The sequence below is a fragment of the Vibrio sp. 1401 genome (genome assembly GCF_033340295.1).
Window position 1 is genome coordinate 1 of sequence record NZ_JAWOWF010000058.1, and the last position, 23506, is coordinate 23506.

At 45.1% G+C, this 23506-nt stretch carries 20 protein-coding genes and 1 pseudogene; 14 read left to right on the forward strand and 7 right to left on the reverse strand.

Annotation, left to right across the window (positions count from 1 at the left end; all coding sequences use genetic code 11):
• Positions 1 to 78 precede the first annotated feature (78 nt).
• Positions 79 to 384 (forward strand): annotated as a pseudogene (locus R7Z77_RS21265) (GyrI-like domain-containing protein); the annotation flags it as partial.
• 146 nt (positions 385 to 530) lie between these two features.
• Here R7Z77_RS21265 and R7Z77_RS21270 read toward each other — a convergent pair.
• The 5 genes from R7Z77_RS21270 to R7Z77_RS21290 all read right to left on the reverse strand — a co-directional run bounded on the left by R7Z77_RS21270 (position 531) and on the right by R7Z77_RS21290 (position 7159).
• Positions 531 to 986, reverse strand: a complete 456-nt coding sequence (locus tag R7Z77_RS21270; protein ID WP_005375850.1) for a hypothetical protein — start codon at positions 984 to 986, stop codon at positions 531 to 533.
• A 12-nt stretch (positions 987 to 998) separates the two neighbouring features.
• The gene (locus tag R7Z77_RS21275) at positions 999 to 2777 is read right to left on the reverse strand and encodes a S8 family peptidase (RefSeq protein WP_017634214.1); all 1779 of its coding nucleotides are present in this window, start codon (positions 2775 to 2777) and stop codon (positions 999 to 1001) included.
• 249 nt (positions 2778 to 3026) lie between these two features.
• Positions 3027 to 3368: a hypothetical protein gene (locus R7Z77_RS21280; RefSeq protein ID WP_025998581.1), complete on the reverse strand. Its 342-nt coding sequence runs from the start codon at positions 3366 to 3368 to the stop codon at positions 3027 to 3029.
• 10 nt (positions 3369 to 3378) lie between these two features.
• Entirely contained in the window at positions 3379 to 5292 is a 1914-nt protein-coding gene (locus R7Z77_RS21285) for a tetratricopeptide repeat-containing diguanylate cyclase (protein ID WP_081248207.1), read from the reverse strand.
• A gap of 610 nt (positions 5293 to 5902) precedes the next feature.
• Positions 5903 to 7159 (reverse strand): aromatic amino acid transport family protein, encoded by a 1257-nt coding sequence (locus tag R7Z77_RS21290; RefSeq protein WP_017820237.1) that lies wholly within the window; start codon positions 7157 to 7159, stop codon positions 5903 to 5905.
• 379 nt (positions 7160 to 7538) lie between these two features.
• Here R7Z77_RS21290 and R7Z77_RS21295 point away from each other — a divergent pair, with 379 nt between their 5' ends.
• The 11 genes from R7Z77_RS21295 to nirD all read left to right on the forward strand — a co-directional run bounded on the left by R7Z77_RS21295 (position 7539) and on the right by nirD (position 21025).
• The gene (locus R7Z77_RS21295) at positions 7539 to 7973 is read left to right on the forward strand and encodes a GNAT family N-acetyltransferase (protein ID WP_064354652.1); all 435 of its coding nucleotides are present in this window, start codon (positions 7539 to 7541) and stop codon (positions 7971 to 7973) included.
• A 292-nt stretch (positions 7974 to 8265) separates the two neighbouring features.
• Complete coding sequence (locus R7Z77_RS21300) at positions 8266 to 10929, forward strand: nitrate reductase (protein ID WP_064354653.1); 2664 nt, start codon at positions 8266 to 8268, stop codon at positions 10927 to 10929.
• Between the two features lie 20 nt (positions 10930 to 10949).
• Positions 10950 to 11855: a uroporphyrinogen-III C-methyltransferase gene (gene cobA / locus R7Z77_RS21305; RefSeq protein ID WP_213913592.1), complete on the forward strand. Its 906-nt coding sequence runs from the start codon at positions 10950 to 10952 to the stop codon at positions 11853 to 11855.
• Complete coding sequence (locus tag R7Z77_RS21310) at positions 11852 to 12805, forward strand: glycosyl transferase family protein (protein WP_213967638.1); 954 nt, start codon at positions 11852 to 11854, stop codon at positions 12803 to 12805. The genes cobA and R7Z77_RS21310 overlap by 4 nt, the downstream gene beginning before the upstream one ends.
• 257 nt (positions 12806 to 13062) lie before the next feature.
• The gene (locus tag R7Z77_RS21315) at positions 13063 to 13980 is read left to right on the forward strand and encodes a dienelactone hydrolase family protein (protein WP_213967639.1); all 918 of its coding nucleotides are present in this window, start codon (positions 13063 to 13065) and stop codon (positions 13978 to 13980) included.
• 73 nt (positions 13981 to 14053) lie between these two features.
• Positions 14054 to 14635: an ANTAR domain-containing response regulator gene (locus tag R7Z77_RS21320; protein ID WP_012842515.1), complete on the forward strand. Its 582-nt coding sequence runs from the start codon at positions 14054 to 14056 to the stop codon at positions 14633 to 14635.
• A gap of 265 nt (positions 14636 to 14900) precedes the next feature.
• Complete coding sequence (locus tag R7Z77_RS21325; RefSeq protein ID WP_005375887.1) at positions 14901 to 16265, forward strand: CmpA/NrtA family ABC transporter substrate-binding protein; 1365 nt, start codon at positions 14901 to 14903, stop codon at positions 16263 to 16265.
• 80 nt (positions 16266 to 16345) lie between these two features.
• Positions 16346 to 17311, forward strand: a complete 966-nt coding sequence (locus R7Z77_RS21330) for an ABC transporter permease (RefSeq protein WP_213967640.1) — start codon at positions 16346 to 16348, stop codon at positions 17309 to 17311.
• Positions 17312 to 17322: 11 nt separating this feature from the next.
• Complete coding sequence (locus R7Z77_RS21335; protein ID WP_005450080.1) at positions 17323 to 18159, forward strand: ABC transporter ATP-binding protein; 837 nt, start codon at positions 17323 to 17325, stop codon at positions 18157 to 18159.
• 10 nt (positions 18160 to 18169) lie between these two features.
• A complete protein-coding gene (gene nirB, locus R7Z77_RS21340; protein ID WP_213967641.1) occupies positions 18170 to 20689 on the forward strand; it encodes a nitrite reductase large subunit NirB in 2520 nt (839 codons plus the stop codon).
• A complete protein-coding gene (gene nirD / locus R7Z77_RS21345; RefSeq protein WP_122070013.1) occupies positions 20690 to 21025 on the forward strand; it encodes a nitrite reductase small subunit NirD in 336 nt (111 codons plus the stop codon).
• A 98-nt stretch (positions 21026 to 21123) separates the two neighbouring features.
• On the opposite strand, the gene R7Z77_RS21350 is transcribed toward nirD, so the two are convergent.
• Positions 21124 to 21528 (reverse strand): PPC domain-containing DNA-binding protein, encoded by a 405-nt coding sequence (locus R7Z77_RS21350; protein WP_064354658.1) that lies wholly within the window; start codon positions 21526 to 21528, stop codon positions 21124 to 21126.
• A 1-nt stretch (position 21529) separates the two neighbouring features.
• Positions 21530 to 22105, reverse strand: a complete 576-nt coding sequence (locus R7Z77_RS21355; RefSeq protein WP_005387553.1) for a TetR/AcrR family transcriptional regulator — start codon at positions 22103 to 22105, stop codon at positions 21530 to 21532.
• A 284-nt stretch (positions 22106 to 22389) separates the two neighbouring features.
• On the opposite strand from R7Z77_RS21355, the gene R7Z77_RS21360 reads away from it, so the two are divergent.
• Both R7Z77_RS21360 and R7Z77_RS21365 read left to right on the forward strand, forming a co-directional pair.
• Positions 22390 to 23004: a glutathione S-transferase family protein gene (locus tag R7Z77_RS21360; RefSeq protein ID WP_005387550.1), complete on the forward strand. Its 615-nt coding sequence runs from the start codon at positions 22390 to 22392 to the stop codon at positions 23002 to 23004.
• A 220-nt stretch (positions 23005 to 23224) separates the two neighbouring features.
• Entirely contained in the window at positions 23225 to 23485 is a 261-nt protein-coding gene (locus R7Z77_RS21365; RefSeq protein ID WP_053303685.1) for a hypothetical protein, read from the forward strand.
• Positions 23486 to 23506: the final 21 nt, after the last annotated feature.

Here is a 23506-nt window from a genome sequence, read left to right on the forward strand (position 1 = left end):
CCTGATATCGACTCACTTCTTCCCTGGAACTTCTCCCACACATAAAAAAGCGCCCGTGTGTTCATGGGGCGCTTACGTTATTACCAGTCGATGGATATGCAGAAAGGTACATTCGAGTTTATCACTTGCTTTCCTCTTCATAACTCAGTACCAGCGCCTCAAGGGGCGGTTACCGGTACCATTCCTGAGAGTGAAACATTTGTCGTTGAACACCGAGGTGAATATCAGTTTTTGGGAAATGCATGGGCTTTAGCGATGAACTTGGTTCGTCAGAGTGATATGAAAGTCAAAACCAGTCCTTTAGGAATCGAACGCTATCTGAATAGCCCGAAGGAAACCACGGAAGAAGAGCTAAGAACGGAAATTATTTTGTTTAAGAAATGACAGGCGCAGGCGAGTAGGGTGTTTAGGTATCATACTGGTTATGCGAAATGTTATTAAAGAATAATAGCCTATCTGTTCCTACCCATAAAAATGCCTCAGCAATCGCTGAGGCATGGTTTTACAGGCCAACTTCTCTTGTTAGAGAATTATTGTGCACGGTATTTACCGCTGTTTAGTTCAATTTTAGACGCTTTTACCCGGCTGTCTGCGTTTAGGTAGTCGCTAATACTTAGCAGATCTTGATCTTGAGATGCTTTTAACACCGCTGATTCCCCCTCTGCGAAGATAACTTCTAATTTTAACTCTTTGGCGACTGCTTTCGCTTCGTTAGGATTGTTTACGGTGATATAAACCAGTCCAGTGGCTTTGGATACGTTACTAAACGCATTCTTAAACACCTCATCACCCGCTTGAAGTTTTACGTCTTCAGATAGGGTTCTAATAGTGCCAGTTTGCACTTTTCGATAATCTTGGCCATTAATCTCAACCGCTTCTGATGGCACAAACAGTTCTGGTGCAGGCTGTTGAGAGAGCTGTTGCTCAGCGTATACACTCGACGTCATGATAACGAGAGCCAGCATAGAAAATGATTTGTATTTCATGTTATTGACTCCTTAGTGTCCAAATATGCGCATCGACCAGTTCTTAATAACACCGGGCTGAGCGTTGTTTGCCATTGGAACGTCATAGATGGTGGAAGAGTTGAAATATGCAATGTAAGAATAGACTTCATCGCCGTTCGTATCTATTGCTCGCAACGTCCATTCGCCTTTTGCATCTTCGCCATAAAATTGGTTAGACAACATTAATTGATCTTTGTAGCCAGTAATCGATGAATCAAGAGATTGACCAACAAGACCATTGCGCGGTGTTTGCAAAACGGAACGAGTCCCTGATGGCGAAATGAGCTCGATAGCTAAGTCGGGCAGACGAGCGTGGTCCAGTGTCAATGTCACTTGAACGGATTCTACTGTCAGCTCATCGGCAATGGCGATACTTGAAGAACCACCAACTAGACTTGCATCGGGTACACTTACTTCTGTAGCGTTATTAACCCATGGCGTAATGACTTGAGTTGGCAAAACACGATTCGTCATGCGAGCACGTTGCATCGCTTCATCTAAATCTACAGCGCCGAAGCCATAAAAAGTATGGAAATCTACGCCTGCTGCGTTTTTCTGCCAAGGGGCAATTGCCTCGTAGCTAACCTGTTCACCATTATGGTTAGTAAATTCAAGCTGTACGCCTGGATGCGCTTTATCCGTTACTTTTGCTGTCTCCGCTAGTAAAGCACGTACATCACGAGCAGAAAGTGCGTGGTTGGTTGACATGATTGCCGCGATGGCACCCGATGTGTTCGGCGCAGCCGATGAGGTTCCATTCATCGTACTGGTATAGTTGCAGTTCGGATCGAGCTCCGTTCCGCCGTGTAACCCATTAATGCCAAGGCCATCACTGGTATTTTGCCCTTCTTCACAACCCATTAAATCAGTGGTGACCATAGCAGGGAAATCTTGCCCATATTCACCTGCTGGTGCTGCAACCCACACGTTCGACCCCACCGATGAGTAACTCGCTCGCGTACCATCCGCTCGTAGTGCACTAGTGACTAAATTGAAGTAATTGGCGTTATCATAAGACTGAGCAGAGTTGTGCATCGGTAAGCCTTGATTGTCTCCACCAGCAAAGAAGTTACTTGGCAATACGAAGAATCGCCCTGTATTGAAATAGCGGTAACCATTACCTGCTGACTTTACAAATACAGCACCTCGACCCCAGGCGTTACTCTCGCTGACGTTTTTCATCACGTCCATTTCAAGTTTTAGTTGAGGGTCGCTTTCATCAAAAGTAATCGGGTTTATAGGGCTGAAACCGTAACTTTGGTTAAATACGCGAACATCGCGTGTTGCTGGGTCCATGCCATGGGAGATTAACCAGCCTTCTAATGTCTGGTTGGCTAACCAGTTAAAACCGATGAGGGAAGAGTGAGAAGCGACACCGCGTCCGCCTTCACCGTTGTTGCCGACGGCGCTAATCAAACCGGCTACAGCAGTGCCATGACCATTAGTATCAACCGGATAACTTGGTGGGAATGAAGAGTCTTCGACGAAGTTTCTGCTACCTGTAACTATATTACCTGCAAGGTCGGGGTGATCGATCTGAACTCCAGAATCAATGACGGCAACTTTCACACCAACACCTGCAATCCCCATTGCCTGAGTGAGCCTAGTGTTTAAGTCGTTCCCAGCAACAGCAGGATTAGCCGCAAACGCAGTTTGCCCCGTGTTGTCTAAGTGCCATTGTTCAGAATAGAGTGGATCAAACGCCGAGACGGCAGGTGCAATGCCTACTGCCAACATAGCAGCAAATAGGCGATTAATGCGTATTTCCATTTTTGACCTCATGTCTTTGTTTGGAATTTTTTAGTTCCTGTTTCATATTCCGCTAACAGGAACAAACAAAGCTAACGACAAAGAATAAGGACGAAAACCATTTACAACTTGTTTACATTAAAAGTTCGATGGACAACATAAGTCTTTGTTAATTTACTGAAACCATGAGGTTTTTATATGTCGCATCGAACATGCATGAAAAATGAAAAGCAGAAAATACGAGTGTACCGTCTGCTTCAAGATGGTGGGTTATTTAGTTGAAGCGGGTTGAATAGTTGCGATTGGTTTCTTGGGTTCGGCTTTTTTCTTAGGCAGCACGTTATCAATCCACTTTTTAATGTACAACTTATCGAATTCTTTATCACACCACTTTTTGTTTAATCCACGTCGATTGAACTCAGCACCAATCGCCACTTTGGTTTGGTTAGTTGCACGGTTGTAGTAGAGAGTTTCACATAGTTGAGTGTTACTCATTTGCTGGGCATACACGTTGACACTGCTGCTGCGCATTCCCAGTTGAGATGCTTGCTGATTACTACACGCCATAAGAAATAGAGGCGCAAAAGTAATAATGATTAGATTTTTTTTCATGTGTGCTTTTTTATGATGTAGGATGAATGACGAACTGGTTTCTACCAGCTTGCTTCGCATCATACAAAGCTTGGTCTGCCAAGAAAAACCATTGATCCCATTCTTGTTTAATTATTTGTGCCGACAGTTTGTCCATTGCTCCAAGGGAAATTGTCGCGTTTAATGGTTTAGAGTCAACCACCAATGGCGTGTTTTCAACAGTATATCTCAATCGCTCCAAAAACTTAGCGCAATCTTCAGCTCGCTGTACTTCGAATAATAGGACAAACTCTTCTCCACCCCAACGAATGAGTAGGTCACCAGAGCGAGTGGATTCATTAAATAGCGTGGCAATATGAGTCAGCATTTTATCGCCAATATCGTGTCCATATTGATCATTAAAGGTTTTAAAATGATCAACATCTAAAACTGCTAAGGCAAATGTTCTATCTGGGCTTCTACGAGCCATTTTGTCCAGCCAAATGTGAAGATAGCGACGGTTATGCAGTTGAGTTAACGGATCGGTAGTATTTTCTTGAGTGAGTGCTTTATTAATACGTCTAACGCGCAGTACGTAACGAAAACCAACGACACCAATTGCCGTAATAGCGATAAAGTAGAACATTTCTCGATAGCGCTGCGAACGCAGTTCAGACGCTTGTAGCGCATTTTTTGTTTCTAGCAATTTGAGTTCTTTCTGGGCTAACTTAGCTTCGAGATCAAACTTAATGTTAATCATCTCTTCACCATGAATATGATGAGAAAACTCAGCCTCCAGCTCTCTTAATTGGGTTAAATAATGAAAAGCGGCTTCATAGTCATTAAGAATTTGATGAGCGTTTACCAGTACCGAAAGCATATCAATACGCTGCCGCAGCTCTAATTCACTGGTTGACTTGGTTTGTTCTAGAACGTTAAGCGCTGTTGTAATAGCTTTATCGTATTGTTTGTTTGCGAGGTAAGCCTCTGCAAATGCCTCGTAACAAGACGTTTTTAGCATTTCTAGATTTTTTGGAATGGGCAGGTCTACGCAACGTTGTGCGACCATTAATGCATCATCAATTTTTCCTACCGAGCTCAACATTTGTGAAAAGCTGGATAAAGAGTGGTGCTTGACTGTGTCAGACCCCGTTTGCATTGAAAGTCGAATGGCTTCATTGAAATAATATTCCGCTTTTCTGTTATCTCCGAGGCTCGAGTGAACGATGCTAAGGTTTGCGTAGATAACCCCCATAAAAAAGCTATTATCGTATTGATATTCGCTCTCTAGGTAAGTGTCGAGAGCTTGCGTTAGGTAACTGTTGGCCCGAGCCCAATCTGATGCGTCGATGTAGACCGTCCCAATGTTGTTCAGTGTCATCGCGACTTGTATTTCAAATACTGTTTTTTCTAATAACTCATAGGCATTGCGATAATATTTTAGGCCACTGCGTAGTTGATTTCGAGATACTTCTAGATTGCCTAACCAGCGGTAAGCACGGCCTTCTAATGCTAGATAACCAAGATCACGGGCTGTAGAAACAACGTCATGGAGTAACAATTCTGCGTTCCAGTTATCGTCTTGCTCAATCATTGTTACAGCCTTATTGAGCTGTGCTTCAGCGACGACCCATTCCAAATGGTGCTTTTTACCGAATTCGATTAAATCGGGCATATCTTTCGGTAATGGAACGCCTTCGTAACGCTTAAGGTACTTTCGTGCAAAGTAATACAGAGCAAGAGACTCCGCTGATGCATTCTGTGGCGCATTTAACTCATCTTTTTGAATTGATCGCGGCTTACCCATCGAGCGAAAGTAGAGTTTTAACATGGGCTTGCTTTCTGCTGAAATGTGTTCTTCCAGATAAGCTTGCTTTTCGGTACTCGCCAGTACGTTAGTCGGATGCAAGAAAAGTCCAAGTGCAGTACAAAGTGCGCAAGCCAGTTTTTTAATTGAGAAGTGCATGAGCGTATTAATAAAATGTGATCTCTTAACCGAATACCAGTTAAGTCTACCATTTCTTGTTGGTTAAGTGCGGATGGATTCCCAGTGGCAAAGTGTTTTGGGAGTGAGATACGAGAAGGATCTCTATAATATTATGATTTATAAAACAAAATCTATTGAAAACTTATGCAATGATTAGGCGATGGTATAGATAAGGTAACGATGACAGGTAGGCGAGCATATTCGGTGGACTCAATCTAATGATTTAAGCCGCGGATTCATCGCTCAAAATCAGGGCGAAGTGTAAAAAATTACGTTTCTGTCATAAATATTTAATGTTTGTATGGGTTGTTAAAAAACTGGATATTAGACATAGTGTTATTAAGCCAATAAAAAATGGCTTTTATAATAAATAGGAGATTAACTATGCATAATGAAATGATTCAACCTTCGCACTTCGGCATTATCGGCCGTACCTGCATCGCTTCAGTGCTTATGATTGCGGGTGTTTTCGCTCTTATTTAAGAGTCAAGGGTAACGATGATTACCTTTTAAAGAGTAAGAAAATTCAGGGAATCACCTTAACCTTGTGTAAGGTATTCCCCTGAAAATCCAAGCTAGTCTTTAGTTATTAGCTGAAGAAGCTAAAAATCAATGCACTTACCGCCACAATGCCTGCTGCTAGAACAAAGTAAGTAGAGACATTTCCTCGATATTGTTTCATCGCCTCGATTTTATACACCGCTAACATTGGCATAATGAATAAGATCATTGCAATAACAGGCCCTGACAATGCTTCCATCATACCAAGAATACTTGGGTTCATGATCGCGGCCGCCCAGATTGAGAAGAACAGTGCTGCCACGCTGATACGATCAACACGCTTCTCAGATAGGTTAAAATGCTTGTTAATTAAACCATTTAAGCTTTCACGCGCACCTAAAAAATGCCCAAGGAAAGATGAAGTGATAGCAACAAACGCTACTAAAGGACCAAGTGTTGCAATAAATGGATTATCGGTTGCGTTCGCTAAGTAAGACAATACGGATACGTTTTGTTCTTTTGCTTGAGCCAATTGTTCAGGTGACAGTGTTAGTACACAGGAAAATACAAAAATAAGAACAAAGGCAATCAGCATAATGCTAGTGCGACGAAGAATAACTTCGGATTTGGCATCTGCCTGCTTACCGTAATGGCGACGTTGTACATTTGCAAAGCTTGAAATTGCAGCTGCGTGACTAAACGAGAAAATCACTACAGGAACTGCTAACCACATAGTGCTAGCAAAAGCTGACGCTTCTGGCACATCCATGACAGGCATGGTCCAGTTCGGTATTAAGTAAAATGATAGAAAGGCAAGAATGGCAACAAGTGGGAACACCATGATGGCAAAGGCCCGTAGCATTACTTTTTCACCCGCCATCATAATAGCAATTAGTGCAAACACTAGTACGCCAGAAAGCAAAGGTCTAGGTAAAGAAGCCATATCAGCCTGATTTACCATGAAGCTATCTACTGTGTTTGTTATTCCAACCCCATATATCAACAGGATTGGGAAGATCGAAAGAAAATACAGCAGTGAAATAGAACGACCTGCTTTTGCGCCGAAGTGCTCTTCCACTACATCAGTGAAGTCTGCGTTTTTGATCTTAGAAGATAGTACAAAACGAGCTAAGCCACGGTGCGCAAGATAGGTCATTGGAAAAGCAAGTACTGCCATCGCGACTAAAGGCCAAAAACCACCAATCCCAAGGTTAATTGGCAGAAACAGGATGCCTGCGCCAACGGCTGTTCCAAATAGGCTAAGAACCCAATGTGTATCATGTTTTGACCAAGCTGTGGTTGTGTTTATTTCACTAGGATTTAAGGCATTTCGAGATTCTTTCACTTTAAAACTCGCTTTTATAAAAATAATAATGCTGAAAATGGTAAAGGTTTTAGTGTTTATTATCACACGCGAAGCTTGGTGAATAATGCTGTGAATTTGGGGTGGTTGTAAATTATCCAACTATGAATCTTTCAATAAACCAGAATAAAGTTCTTAAATGTAATGCATTTAATGGTTATATGTATTGAAATTTTCATCTTGTGTGGTTTTTGATTTTGCGGTTAAAACTTAATCACGGATGTATGTTCTAAGTGAGTTAGGCCTAATTTTCAGGAAGAATATTACATTTCTTAAGCACTTAATTGAGATGTTTGTGTCCCGTCATTTAGATGAGATTTAGGTATACTGCTGCCATTCATGTTAAAGAAGGAGTCATTGAATGGACATCTTGTCTGCGCAAAAAGAGGACTTATTTGCCATATATAAGCTCGAAAATACTTTATTTGGAGAACACGCCTATCCTCAATTTTTCTTTCGGCAAGCTTTTGATTGTTGGGGAGAGAGTTTACTGGTAGCAAAAGAGGGAGAGCAGGTCGCAGGGTATATATTGCTAACGACTAGCACAAATGCACATCAATATTGGATCATGTCATTGGCCGTCGATATTCAACATAGAGGTAAAGGTATTGCGCGTTCCCTCCTAGAAAACGTTATTGCGTCGTTGACGTTAGGCTCAAGCGTGAAATTGACTGTCGATCCTAAGAACCAACCTGCATTGTCTTTATACCTCTCCTTTGGCTTTAAAACGTTAGAAGAAGAAGCGCATTATTTTGGTGACGAAGAATCCAGGTTAGTTATGGAATTAGTAAAGTAATACTGCACGATAATGACCGAAATTTGCACACAATCAGTGCGTAGCATTACGTTGCTATAATTGGTTTTAAGCTAACCCTTTGTATGGTAAGGGTTTTTAATCTTGGCACCTCACTTGCTTTACATAAACGTTCATCGATAACTCGATGCGCCGCTCTTAATAGCAGGCGAGAGCGGTATAGGGTATTACTTTTTGAAAATGTACTAACAGCGTTAAAGGCATTGCTGCCTCTCTCGATTCGGGAGAGGCTTTTTTTTGCTAGTAAGTTGGGCTGAATCGCACTGGAGGTGTTATGTCGCAAGGATGCAAAAAAACCACTTGTCCCTATTGTGGTGTTGGATGTGGTGTCGAGGTCAATGCGAAAGGAATCGTTGGGGATGCGTGTCATCCTGCAAATGCGGGATCACTGTGCGTGAAGGGTGTCGCGCTGGCAGAGAGCTTGAATATGCCTTCGCGCTTGTTGTATCCAAAGCTTGTCACCAAGCAACGACCTCAAGGGCAAGAGGTGCAATGGCAACAAGCCACGGATCTGATTGCTGAAAAGATTCATCAAGCGAAAGCGGAGTTTGGACCGGATTCCATCGCGATGTACGTGTCAGGGCAGTTGTTAACGGAAGACTATTACGTCGCCAACAAACTCATGAAAGGCTATGTTGGCAGCGCAAACATCGATACGAACTCGCGTTTGTGTATGTCTTCGGCGGTTGCGGCTCATGTACGAGCATTTGGTGAAGATGTCGTTCCCGTCAATTACGACGATATTGATAAGACTGAGCTATTGATCATTTGCGGTGCTAATACCGCTTGGACGCACCCTGTTTTATTCCGACGTATTCAACAAGCGAGAGAAAACAATCCTAACCTCAAGCTGGTGGTCATTGACCCGCGTGAAACGGTCACCGCACAGCAAGCGGATTTGCATCTACCGATTAAAAACGATGGTGATGTGTCACTCTTCAATGGGCTGCTCAAGTTTCTTATTGAACAACAATTGATTGATTCTGAATACATAAATTCTTATACCGACGGATTTAATGCACTTAGAGAAGAAGTTTCTGATTTGCGTTACGATGTCACTAATTTGACGTCTTCCATTGGCATTTCAGAAGAAAAACTCACGACATTCTTCCAATGGTTTGCGCAAAGCCCAACCGCAATTACGTTGTTTTGCCAAGGGGTAAACCAAGCCGAAAATGGCGTCGACAAAGGCAATGCAATCATTAATGCACACTTGGCGACGGGTAAAATTGCCAAGTCAGGTTGTGGGCCGTTTTCTATTACAGGTCAGCCCAATGCGATGGGTGGGCGAGAAGTCGGTGGATTGGCAAACCAGTTAGCGGTTCATCGTGCTTTTGACGCAAAGTCTATAAAGCAAGTGCAGGCGTTTTGGGATTCACCAGAAATTGCCACTCAGCCCGGTTTAAAAGCTGTTGAACTGTTTGAGGCGGTAGAACGTGGTGAGATTAAAGTTCTCTGGATCATGGCAACCAATCCTGTTGTCTCTTTGCCAGATAACCAATTGGTAAAACGTGCACTAGAGATTTGTCCGTTTGTGATTGTTTCGGATATCACAGCGGATTCGGATGTAGCGCATTACGCGGATCTGTTGCTGCCCGCCGCTGGTTGGGGTGAGAAGCAAGGCATGGTAACCAACTCTGAGCGTCGACTTTCTAGGCAGCGCCAGTTTCAAGCGCCTCCGGGTGAAGCAAAATCAGATTGGTGGGCGATAAGCCAAGTCGGACAAGCTCTGTGTGCATTGGAAAAGACACAAAATGGTTTTGCATTTACTTCTGAGCGGTCGGTATTCAGGGAATATGCGGCAATGACAGGCATGAATGCAGATTCGCCATTGAAGCTCGACCTGTCTCAACACTCGAACTTAACTGAGCAAGAATACGAAGAGTGGGTGCCGACACAATGGGGAGGAGAGCGTCCTTTTGCTGATGGCGTCTATTCGCACCCAGATGGTAAAGCGCGTTTTGTCGTGACCAGTGAATCTCCAACGCGTTTAGAGAGAACAAAAGGCTGGTGGCTCAATACGGGCAGACAACGCGACCAATGGCATACCATGACGCGCACAGGGCATATCGCCCACCTTGCCGCCTCTGAGTTAGAACCAACCGTGTACATGAACACTCTCTCTGCTACTCAAAATCGCTTAAAAGCAGGACAACTCACCAAGCTGTTTCAGCCTACTTCAAACACCAGTATTTATGCCAAAGTTGCCATTGATGAAGGTTTGGGTTTTCAAGAGCTATTTATGTCAATGCACTGGGCGGGTCGATATGGCGGTGAAAGCGGTGTTAACGCAATAGTAAACAGCGCAAAAGACCCTATTTCTGGGCAGCCTGCGTTTAAGTCATCTTATGTTGAAGTGCAAGATTCGGCGGTAAAAACCTACGGTATGTTCATCGGTACACAGTTTGATTCCGGTAAATTTCTCTACAGCGCATTTCAAGCAGAAAGCAATTTGGGCATTTGGCGCTTTGCACACGATAAGCGACCAAAGAAGCAGAGTTTTTGTCGAACGGAAAAGAGCTGCAGAATTACGATAGATATTGCCCAGGGTTGGCTAGCGGTGGATTACGACCTTGTTGGAGACGTTCGTATCATTCGCTCTGTTTTGGTGGTGTCTAGTGAACCGATTCAAACCGACTACACCAACTTTACCGGCTTGATTGGCAAACCGATGGAGCTATCGCAACTGCTTACCATCACTCAATCGCAAAGCAGTGCCAAACTGGTTTGTAGTTGTTTCCGTGTCACTGATAAACAAATACATGACGCGATGGAGAAACAAGACTGCACGTCACTGACTCAACTTCAAAACAAACTCAAATGCGGCACTAACTGTGGCTCGTGCGTCTCTCAAATCAAACAAATGGTCGACAGCCATCAGCATCAAAAGGGCAAACAGCAAGCGAACCAGCAAAGTCTGGCTATTCAAATAAAGTAAGTCATAAAGAGGATAAGCACATGGAAGCGCCTTATCAAAAGTCTTGGTTTAAGAAAGGACAAGCGAGTCAGAAACAAGAACGTTCGTCTCGCTTTTCTAAGCATGACCAAGCAAGCAAACTGAACCAACTTTTAGGAGACCATTCAGTAGATCTAGATGCGAACCACAAAGGTTTTGTCTCGATTGTTGGAGCAGGGCCGCACGATCCTGACTTGTTAACCGTAAAGGCAGTGAAAGCGATTATGTCGGCAGAGGTGCTGCTGTACGACCGTTTGGTTAACAAAGATATTTTGGAGTTGGCTTCGCCACAAGCTGATTGGATTTACGTGGGCAAAAGATGCGGACAACCTAGTATTGGTCAGGAAGAAATTTGTGATTTGATAGTATCGCTCGCTCAACAAGGAAAGCGAGTTGTGCGCTTAAAAGGGGGAGATCCTTTTGTATTTGGTCGTGGAGGCGAAGAGGCGTTAGCGCTCGTCAAAAACTCAGTCGCGTACGAAGTCATCCCCGGTATTACTGCTGCGATTGGATGTTCAGCAAACAGCTTGATTCCGCTGACTCATCGTGGCGTTGCTCGCAGCGTTACCTTTGTTACAGGGCAAGTGGTAACAGGTGCATTTGAAGCGTGGAGCCAACTGATGCAAAGCGGACAAACGTTAGTCTTCTATATGGGGTTAGAAAAGTCATCGCAAATACAAACGGGATTAATCAACTCCGGTTTGAGAGCAGATTTCCCAGTCGCGATCATCACTCATGGTTGTAGCCCTCAACAACAAGTGCACGTTACACAACTCAATCAGCTCAATGATTTATCGATTACACTTAAAGGCGTGAGCCCAGCATTGATTGTGATGGGAGAAGTTGTCAAACTGCGCGAACAACTAATAGAAACCGTACAGTCAGTGACGGAATACGAGGGAATATGAGCAGCATTTTGGAATGTATTAGAACAGTCGGTCGTGGCGAACGTGGTAGAAAACCACTGAACTTTGACCAAGCGTTTCGAGTTATGGATGAATACCTAAACGGTGAGTGCGACGACGATCAGATGGCAATGTTATTGATGCTGATCCGCGTACAGAACGAAACTCAACAAGAAATCGCTGGCTTTGTGAAAGCATTCCAATCCCGCATGCCTGCTATTGGTGCGGACATTGATTGGCCATGTTATGCAGGCAAACGTGAAGCGGCAGGTCAACCTTGGCACCTGTTGGCAGCGAAGATCCTCGCCGATAATGGCCATAAAGTGCTGATGCACGGCTATCACGACCGCCAATCTGGACGTTCACACGCAGAAGATTACCTCGACAAGTTTGCTATCGAGAAAGCGGAATCAGCAGAAGAAGCAAAGCGTGTCTTAGAAACGCAAAACATCGTGTATCTGCCGCTCAGTGCGTTCGCTCCTCAAGCAGAAACCATGATCGGTTGGAAGAATCGTTATGGGCTTAGAACGCCGATTAATACCGTGGTTCGTGCATTGAATCCGGGGCAGGCGACGGTTGGTATTCGTGGTAGCTTCCATCCTGGGTTTCAACAACTTCATGCTGAAGTCGAATACGAGATTGGTCAAACCGCTCATGCCGTTGTGTCATTCAAAGGACAATCGGGTGAGTCAGAATACAACCCGAAAGTAAGCCAAACGGTATGGTTAAGCCAAACAAGCGGCGTGACATCGCACTACTGGACGGAACAAATGCTGTCTGAGGTGCCAATGCCTACAAACTGCCCGTTTGGGACGTCAGAAGATGACATGAACCAAATGGCGAATACGGTTCTTGCCACCATGACAGTGGTCTTGTTTGCACAAATGCACGACAGAGAAAAAGCCTTTGAACGTGCCTTTAGTTATTGGCAGACGTACTGTCATTACGAGTAATTTTGAGTTGATTGGCTAAACCAAAGTGTTGGTTTTAGACAAATCCACTCAAAACAAACAACGCAAAGTTGTTGAATCTGAATCCATTATCTATTGTTTGAAGAAGGTAAAAGATCCTAGCTCGCCAATGATGTGTTTCACCACCTTGCCCGTATCAGAGAGGTGAAACTGCAGTTTTGACCTCAATTGCGCTCATTCTTTACTTCGCGTTTGAGAATTAGAAATTCCCATATGGTAAGACACAGAGGACATGGATAATGGTTCTAAAGCATACCACTCCCACTAAAAAGGCTTCTCATCCTATCCCGCAAGAAGCCTTCGATTGGTACGACGAATACGCACACGGAAAGATCTCACGCCGCGAGTTCCTCAATCGACTCGGTGGGCTCGCAGTGCTGGTTTTTAGCATGACGGCACTGGTCGATGCGTTAACCCCGAATTACGCACTCGCAGAACAAGTTTCATTTAACGATCCTGACATCAAAGCAACTTACGAAACCTTTCCATCTCCAAATGGGCATGGAGAAGGGCGTGGTTATTTGGTGATGCCACAGAAGAAAACCTTAAAATCGCCGACCGTGTTGGTGATTCATGAAAATCGAGGTCTGAACCCTTATATCAAAGATGTCGCAAGACGACTTGCAAAAGACGGCTTTATTGCTTTCGCTCCAGACGCGCTTTATCCACTCGGCGGCTACCCGGGGAACGACGATGAAGGTCGCGCAATGCAGAAAGAGATGGACAGAGCCAAGATCGAACAAGACTTTATTGCAGCGGCTAACTTCCTTAAGCAATACGAGGGTGGTAACGGTAAATTGGGCGCGGTTGGATTCTGCTTCGGTGGATACATTGTCAACATGCTTGCCGCGGTAATGCCAGAAGAACTCGATGCAGGTGTGCCATTCTATGGAACACCCGCGGCGCAAGAGATCCAAAAGCAAGTCAAAGGACCGTTGATGATTCACTTTGCAGGGCTCGATAAGCGTGTTAACGACACATGGCCTGCTTATGAGCAGCAATTGATCGCAACCGACGCACAGTATCAAGCGTTAATGTATGAGAACGTCAACCACGGCTTCCATAACGACTCAACAGCACGCTACGCACCGGAAGAAGCAGCACTCGCTTGGGAGCGCACACTCGGCTTCTTCAAAGAGCATCTTGCCTCTAGTTAAAACGCTTCAACCTTAGTTGGCACATTCCTTGTTATGTCTCTCTTAGTGAGTGAGATATAAACAAGGAATGTGCATGACTCAATCAACGTCAAAAACACCCATCATAGTATGCTGTGATAGCCTCCAAGAGCAGGCTCGATTGTCCGGCTTATTGAGCAAAGATTACGACAACATCATCGGCTGCCAATTGGCACAACTAGAAACGTTAATGCAACGAGAACCGTCTGCAAGCGTTGTGGTTGGATGGCAGCAGCCAACGGCAGAACTGCGTTTGATCGTCGATTTCTGCCGCAGAAAATCGGCACCACTTCTTATCGTCTTAAAGCAATTATCATCCAATGATATCAATCGGTTATCAGAAAAAATGGACTATGTTCTTATGCCGCACGATAGTGAGTTTGCACTTCAACCTTGGATTGAACATGCGACATTAGTGAGAGCGAAATTCGAAAGTATGCAATCGGAAATTGAATCGCTGACACACAAGATTGAAGAGCGCAAGCTGGTGGAAAAAGCCAAAGGTCTGCTGATGAAGATGCACAGCGTTGATGAAGAACAGGCTTACAAAGCGCTTAGAAATTCAGCTATGCAATCCAGCCAAACGCTCGCACAAGTTGCCAAGAATTTGATAACTACTTTGGAAGTGTTGGATTAGTTGCTCTACCACTTTGGGGTTAGGGTGCGTTTTCTAACGTGGTGCGTGTTGCACTATCAGCAAGCAATAACAGGGAATTAGAAACGGTAGAATAAACTAATTTATTGTATTTACTGTGAAAAATAAGTTGGCACAGTAATTGGATTAGTAGATTTGGGTTTATTGTTGAATCGCTTATCTCAATTATCAACGGCGGTAATTGTAGACTTAGCAACGGCGCTACTGCTCTTCGGAGTAGTGGCGTTTTTTTTATGGGAGCAAACCAATGAAATGGAGTTCGATGCTGAAAGTGTCAGCAATTTCGTTATCGGTATTCACCACGGTCAGCGTAAAGGCAGAGTTAGGTGAGCCAGAAATTGAAGACCTGAAGTTTGGTTTTATTAAGTTAACCGATATGGCACCACTGGCGGTTGCTTATGAGAAAGGCTTTTTTGAAGACGAAGGCTTGTACGTCACTTTAGAAGCACAAGCAAACTGGAAGGTGCTATTAGACCGAGTCATCGACGGTGAGCTTGCTGGCGCGCACATGCTTGCTGGTCAGCCATTGGGCGCAACGATTGGTGTTGGCACAAAAGCAGAAGTGATTACTGCGTTCAGTATGGATTTGAACGGCAACGCAATCACGGTTTCCAATGATACTTGGGAGCAGATGAAGCAATACATTCCCAAACAACCGGATGGCAAGCCTGTTCACCCAATCAAAGCGGATGCACTGAAGCCTGTGGTCGACAGCTATCTGGATAAAGGTAAACCGTTCAACATGGGCATGGTGTTTCCTGTATCGACGCACAACTATGAGTTGCGATACTGGTTAGCGGCAGGTGGGATTCATCCAGGCTTTTACGCACCAGACTCAGGCGATAACAGTGGCCAGTTGGATGCTGACGTTCTTTTGAGTGTTACACCGCCACCACAAATGCCAGCAACAATGGAAGCGGGCACGATCAAAGGGTACTGCGTAGGCGAACCATGGAACCAACAAGCCGTATTTAAAGGCATCGGTACGCCAGTTGTGACCGATTACGAGATCTGGAAGAACAACCCAGAGAAAGTGTTTGGTGTTTCTAAAGCTTGGGCTGAGAAGTATCCAAACACGCACATTCGCGTAGTGAAAGCCTTGATTCGAGCGGCACATTGGTTGGATGAAAACGACAATGCCAACCGCCAAGAAGCAGTGAAGATGCTATCAAAAAGCGAATACGTTGGAGCGGATGCCGAAGTTATCGCCAACTCAATGACCGGAACATTTGAATACGAGAAAGGCGACAAACGAGACGTGCCAGACTTCAACGTGTTCTTCCGTCATAACGCCACATATCCGTATTACAGCGATGCGATTTGGTATCTGACTCAAATGCGCCGTTGGGGACAAATCTCAAGCGAGAAATCCGATGATTGGTACATGGATGTGGCAAAAGAGGTTTACCGTCCAGATATCTACCAACAAGCGGCTCAAGCGCTAATTGAAGATGGTGTGTTGAGCAAAAAAGACTTCCCAGATTTCAGTGCTGAAGATGGTTTTCGTGCGCCACAAACACACTTTATCGACAACATCGTTTATGACGGTCGCGAGCCAAATAAATATCTGGAGAAGTTCTCTATCGGGCTTAAAGGAAAAGACAAAGTTTAGGATGAGCAGTCCTACAAAAAATACAGCGGGCAGGTGACTCTGCCCGCAATAACAAGGATGTAAATTTCTTAGGAGTGAGTATGTCTAGTAATGTCATTTCCCTTTTTCCTGCTAAGCAGGTAGTGAACCGAAGTCGGCTGGTGCTTTTGCCCGTCATTGGCTTGCTGATCTTTTTGGCAATGTGGCACTTAGCGGCGAGAGAAGTGCAAACCTCGTTAGGTACGCTACCGGGACCAGTGCAAACTTTTCAGCAGTTCAGCAATCTTGTCGATGACCATTGGCAAGAACGAGAAAAGGAACAAGCGTTTATCGAACGTCAGGAAAAACGTAATGCTGCGAAGTTAGCCAAGAATCCAGACGCCGAAGTACAGATTCGTCCTTACACAGGTAAGCCGACGTTCTTCGACCAAATCATAACAAGCTTAGTGACTGTAACTGCGGGCTTTTTGTTGGCGACGGTTATCGCGATTCCGCTTGGCATCGTGCTTGGTCTTAATCAAGGGCTGTATCAAGCGTTCAACCCAATCATTCAATTGCTCAAGCCCGTATCACCTTTGGCTTGGCTGCCTATCGTCACTATAGTTGTAAGTGCCACTTATGTGAGTGATGACCCGATGTTTGCTAAGTCGTTCATTAACTCTCTGATCACAGTGGCGCTGTGTAGCTTGTGGCCGACGCTGATTAATACCGCCGTGGGCGTAACGAGCGTTGATAAAGACTTGGTCAACGTGAGCAAAGTACTTCAACTTTCGTGGTGGCAGCACATTCGCACCATCGTTTTACCTTCTGCCATTCCAATGATCTTCACAGGTTTACGTCTCTCTTTAGGTATCGCTTGGATGGTGTTGATTGCGGCAGAAATGCTCGCTCAGAACCCTGGGTTAGGCAAGTTCGTTTGGGATGAGTTCCAGAACGGCAGTTCAGCATCATTGGGGCGCATCATGGTGGCAGTCATCACTATTGGTTTTATCGGTTTGATGCTCGATAGAGGCATGCTGCAACTTCAAAAGTGGCTGTCTTGGAATAAACAACAAGCGTTGAGATAAGGGAAAAGATCATGGAAAAAGCATTATTAGATCTAACGCGTTTAGGGATGCGATTCCCAACGCCAGATGGCGAGTTCATCGCGCTTAAGAACGTCGATTTACAAATCAATAAGGGCGAGTTTGTATCGCTGATTGGTCACTCTGGCTGTGGTAAATCAACGGTATTGAACTTAGTTGCAGGGCTACACATGCCAACAGACGGCGGCGTGATCGTCGATGGGCGAGAAGTGGCAGGGCCGGGACCAGACCGCGCAGTGGTGTTCCAAAACCATTCATTGTTGCCTTGGCTCACCGTATATCAAAACGTTGAGCTAGCTGTAAAACAAATTGCCGGCAAAAAGGGCAAAGCGTGGATTCAGGAGCAAGTGAATCACTATTTGGAGTTGATTCAAATGCAGCATGCCGCGCACAAAAAGCCGGATGAAATCTCTGGTGGTATGAAGCAGCGAGTCGGCATCGCGAGAGCACTGGCACTTCAACCAAAGGTTTTATTGATGGATGAACCATTTGGCGCGTTGGATGCGTTGACACGTGCACACCTACAGGATGCACTGATGAAGATCCAAGCCGAGCTAAACAACACTGTCATCATGATTACCCACGATGTGGATGAAGCGGTGCTGCTATCTGACAAAATCGTGATGATGACCAACGGACCGGCAGCAACCATTGGTGAAGTGTTAGAAGTGAATCTACCTCGCCCTCGTGAGCGTGTCGCACTGGCGGATGATGCGCAGTATCAGAAGTGTCGACAAGCGGTGCTGAAGTTCCTTTACGAGAAGCAATCCAAAGTCGAGATTCCTGCTTCGAAAGAAGACAAACCCAAAACCGCAGCGCAAACGGCATAAGGAGGCAGCGATGAACAGTCCTTTAACGATTCCAGTAAAGAACGCATTGAGCCACATCGTTGTGGTAGGCAACGGTATGGTCGGGCAACACCTCGTCGAGCAATTAGTGCAGAAAAACGCGCATTTGGAGCACCGAATTACCGTGATTGGTGCAGAGCGTTTTATCGCGTATGACCGTGTACAGTTGTCCTCTTTATTTGCGGGTAAGTCTCATGATGATTTGATGCTGAGTAACCAAGAATGGTACGACATGCATGGCATCCAACTCGTACTTGGCAGCCAAGTAACAGGCATCGACAGAGAGCAAAAGCGTATTCTGCTTGATGGTGAAGATGTGCTGGGTTACGACGAACTTGTGCTCGCGACCGGTTCTTACCCGTTTGTGCCGCCAATTGAAGGTAAAGACCGAGACAACGTGTTTGTCTACCGCACGCTTGATGACCTTTCACAAATCAAGAAGGCATGTGAAGGCGCAAGAACAGGCGCAGTGATTGGTGGTGGCTTGTTGGGTTTAGAAGCGGCAAACGCACTCAAACTATTGGGGTTAGAAACTCACGTTATCGAATTTGCACCCCGCCTGATGCCCGTGCAGTTGGACGATGGTGCTGGCTTAGTGCTAAAAGAGAAGATTGAAGCGCTAGGGCTAACCGTGCATACCTCAACGGGGACGGAGCGAATCTGCGATGGTGAAACGGCTAAGCATCGTATGGTGTTTAAAGACAAAGATCCTCTCGAAGTGGATGTGATTGTCTTTTCCGCAGGGATTCGCCCTCAAGATGAGTTGGCAAGGCTGGCTGAGCTAGAAGTAGGCGAGCGAGGCGGCATTGTGATTAATAACCAATGCCAAACCAGCGATGAGAATATTTATGCGATTGGCGAATGTGCCCTTTGGGAGCAGAAGATCTTTGGTTTAGTCGCACCCGGTTACACCATGGCGAGAACCACTGCCGATGTCTTGACTGGTATGCCGAGCGAAGGTTTTAAAGGTGCAGACATGAGCACCAAACTCAAGCTGCTTGGGGTGGATGTGGCGTCTATCGGCGATGCACAAATGCAAACCGAAGGCGCACAGGAAATGGTCTTGCAAGATGCGGTTGCAGGCATCTACAAAAAGCTGGTGGTTGATGCGAGCGGCACCCAATTGCTTGGAGCGATTCTCGTCGGTGACAACAGCGACTACGACGCGCTCTTACAGTGTTATTTGAACAAAACAGTCTTGCCAGACCACGCGGCGAACCTGCTATTTGATACCGGAATGCTGGATGGAGAGATGCCAGACAGCGCCATCATCTGTTCTTGTCACAACGTCACAAAAGGCGACTTAGTTGCCGAGATTCAAGCTGGCACTACCAACCTGACGGACCTTAAAGCCAACACTAAAGCCGGTACTGGCTGTGGTGGCTGTAGCAATATGGTGAAGTCGGTATTGGATACTCAACTGGCAGCCATGGGGGTAGAGGTTAACAACCACCTTTGTGAGCACTTTGAGCTCAGTCGCCAAGAGATGTTCCATATTTGCCAAGTGGAACAGATCAAAGACTTCGACACCTTAATTGCACTGCATGGCAAAGGGCATGGGTGTGATATCTGTAAGCCGACAGCGGCATCTGTGTTTGCTTCTTTGTGGAATGAACACATCATGGAGCCGCAGCATCAATCTCTGCAAGATTCTAACGATGCTTTTATGGCAAACCTACAAAAAGATGGCTCTTATTCGATAGTGCCTCGTGTTCCGGGCGGCGAAATCACACCAGACAAACTTATCGTGTTAGGCGAAGTTGCTCAGCAATACGATCTGTACACCAAGATCACTGGCGGTCAGCGCGTGGATTTATTTGGTGCGCAGTTAGAACAGCTTCCTGAAATCTGGCAAACCTTAATTGATGCTGGTTTTGAAACAGGGCATGCCTACGGTAAATCGGTGCGCACCGTGAAATCTTGCGTCGGCTCTACTTGGTGTCGCTATGGTGTTGATGACTCGGTCGGATTAGCTATTGAGTTAGAGAACCGCTACAAAGGATTGCGAGCGCCCCATAAGCTTAAGTTTGCCGTATCGGGCTGTACTCGCGAGTGTGCAGAAGCGCAAAGTAAAGACATTGGGGTGATCGCTACTGAAAACGGCTGGAATCTATACGTTTGTGGTAATGGCGGCATGAGACCACGACACGCTGATTTGTTTGCATCCGACTTATCTAAATCAGAGTTGATCACCATGATCGACCGGGTTGTGATGTTCTACGTCAGCACTGCTGATCGCTTACAGCGCACGTCCGTGTGGATGGAGAATATGGAAGGGGGCTTAGATTACCTTAAACAAGTGATTTTGGATGACTCTCTGAATCTATGTGATTCTTTGGATGAACAAATGGCACGAGTCGTAGATACCTATCAATGTGAGTGGAAGAGTACGTTGGATAATCCTCAAAAATTGCAACGCTTCCGTCCTTTCTTGAACAGCACGTCGGGCAGCAAAGTCTTGCCGTACCAACGTGTGCGCGGTCAGCGTATTCCAGTGAAACAGGAGGTGTAAATGGCAGCGTTAACCAAAGTGAAAGTGTGTCAGCTTGATGACTTGATGCCGTTTATCGGTGCCACTGTATTGATTGAAGGCGAGCATGTGGCGTTATTCTACATTCCTGATAACGGTGTTTACGCCGTTCAAGATTGGGACCCAATTGGTAAGGCTTATGTGATGAGTCGAGGGATTGTCGGTGATATCGATGGTGAGATGTGTGTTGCGTCACCACTGTACAAACAGCATTTCAGCTTAACGAGCGGGGAGTGCTTAGAAAACGAAGCGCACTGTCTAAAAACGTGGCAAGTAACAGTCGACGATAATCAGGTTTGTTATTTAGTCGAAGAATGATCCTCGAAATTAGCTTGCTCGATATGAGTGAATGCTTAGCGTAAGAGATAAGCGAGTAAAGCTCCAGAGACCACACTGTAAGGCTCTGGAGCTTTTAATTATTTGGAAGGATTCACTTGTAGTTCGGTATAGCCAGTCGAGTCGTCCATCGCTCTAGTGAACTCAAGTTCTGAGTAAGAATGGATGATCAATTCTGCGGTAGTATCAATCACTGTGTCTTCCAGCAAATGCCCACCCCAAACTCGTCCTTCACAATCAGACACCGAGATATGAACGTGTTGATGTTCAGCCGTTAGGGTTCCCATCACAGAGACGATTTCAAATGGCTCTTGTTTGGTTAACGTACTCTCTGCTCCTGCCAAACGAAGGTTGAGGTGAGAGACACAGCCAACGCATGAAGCAATCGAGCCTGCTTTGATACCATGCTGCTCGACCAATTTCGCTAGGCTCAGCTTTAAGTCCATGCCTTTGGTAAGACGTACTGCTATCACTTCAATCGACATGTCACTTCCTAATCAAAACCAGCAAGCAGGAAAGCGCCGTATCCAAGTCGGCATAACGTTTGGCTTTGCCAAGTACGCGCATGCCTTGCATGTTGTTGAGAACAAAACGAGCAAGCTCTTCTGGTTTCAGCGTTTTCGGCACTAAGGTTTCTTTTTGTGCATTGGTCAGCGCATCCGCAATGATGTCGATAAGATGGTCAAACAAAAAATGCCCTTTGCGCAGTACATCATCGTCTTCACCAGCGTGCTCAATCAACGCATTTTGAATAAAACACCCACAGCTGCGTTTGCGTTGCAGCTCAGCAAAAGATTTAAGGAACGATTCCAACTCAGGTAAAGACGCGTCGTCTTTTTCCAAATCATTGAGTGACGGTAGCGAGACCTTTTTTAAGTAAGTATCGAGCGCTTCGTAGTAGAGCTGTTGCTTGTCACCATAGGTGTTGTAAAGACTGAAGCGGTTGATGTTCAGTTCGTCGGTGAGATCCGAGATAGACGTGTTCGCAAAGCCCTTGCGCCAAAACACATCCATAGCCACGAGAAGCTTTTCATCTCGGTCGAAGTTGGCTTTTCTTGCCATAAATTACCTGCCTGGGTCTGCTTATCGGGTAATTAAATTGCTTTGGAGGGATGGTACAGAGAACCTCTAGCGTTCGAACTGAACCAATATGATGAATACCCATCTATGCTTGGGTATCAGCCTCCAAATTCATGTGAACTCACAAACGGCATCAAAAATCTCGCTCAGCAAACAGACCCACAACTGTTTGAAAATTTTTGATAGTGAAGTTCTTGACTGATCGTTTATAAACTGGCTACAGTATATCCTAACCAATCGGTTAGAAAAAGATAAAAGGATGTGAAATGAAGCTCTATGAAACCGCAATGACTCCAAGTTGTAAGCGAGTTAGCATTTTTCTAAAGGAAATCGGTGGCGAGGTTGAGCGAATTGCGCTGAACGTTCGTGAGGGCGATAACCTATCTGAACCGTTTAAATCGAAAAGCGTGAACGGTAAAGTGCCTCTGCTCGAACTGGATGATGGTACGACGATCTGTGAAAGTGTGGCGATTTGTCGTTACCTAGATGAAGCGTTTGAAAATGATCTGGCGCTGTTTGGTGCTAACCAGCTTGAACGTGCTCAGGTGGAAATGTGGCATCGTGTGGTGGAGTTCCAAGGACTAAATGCGGCATTTCAGGCGTTTCGAAACATGACCGGAGTTTATGGAGACAGAGAACGTTGCGTTGAAGCATGGGGCGAAGAATCAAAACAACGCGTCTATGAATTTCTGCCTGTCTTAGACAAGCGGCTTGAACATAATTATTTTATCGCCGTAGACCATTTTACTATTGTCGATATAACAGGCTTTATTTTGATCAGTTTCGCAATTAAAGGCCTAGAAATTGATGTGCTATCGACGTCGCCAAACATTGCTCGATGGTATAACCAAATTTTAGCTAGACCTGCATTTCAGAGTTAATGTATTGCAGCGAGTGGATGATAGCTCGCTGCTACCACCTTACCGATTCTTAACTCAGCAGGATATTTAAATTTTTTCAGATTTTTCTTATTTTTTCTCCTATCGCCTATAATTGGAAAAACAACCTCAATTTGCTTCGTTGCGTTTTAGAGCTTCGAGCTCTTGGTCCGTAGACGCTCTCTTTCATCATGGAAAGTCTAATAATAGACAAGGAGAGGTCATGAGTATTCAAGTGAAAACTATCAATAATATTCTAATCGCCCTGTTAATGGTTTCGGTTTTTGGTCTATTCGCACTGTACCTCAATTACATACAGCAGAATGAACAGATTGAAAGGCTGCAAAGTCAGTTAATCGAAAAAGAGCATCAGATACTAATTTCTAATGAAGCGTTGTCTTACACTCGATATCAACACCAATTATTAGCCGAAGACTACAGCCGTTTTAGAAATGAGCAGTCAGTGACTAGTGTTTTGCGTTAGCCAGTAAAGCAACCGTATTAA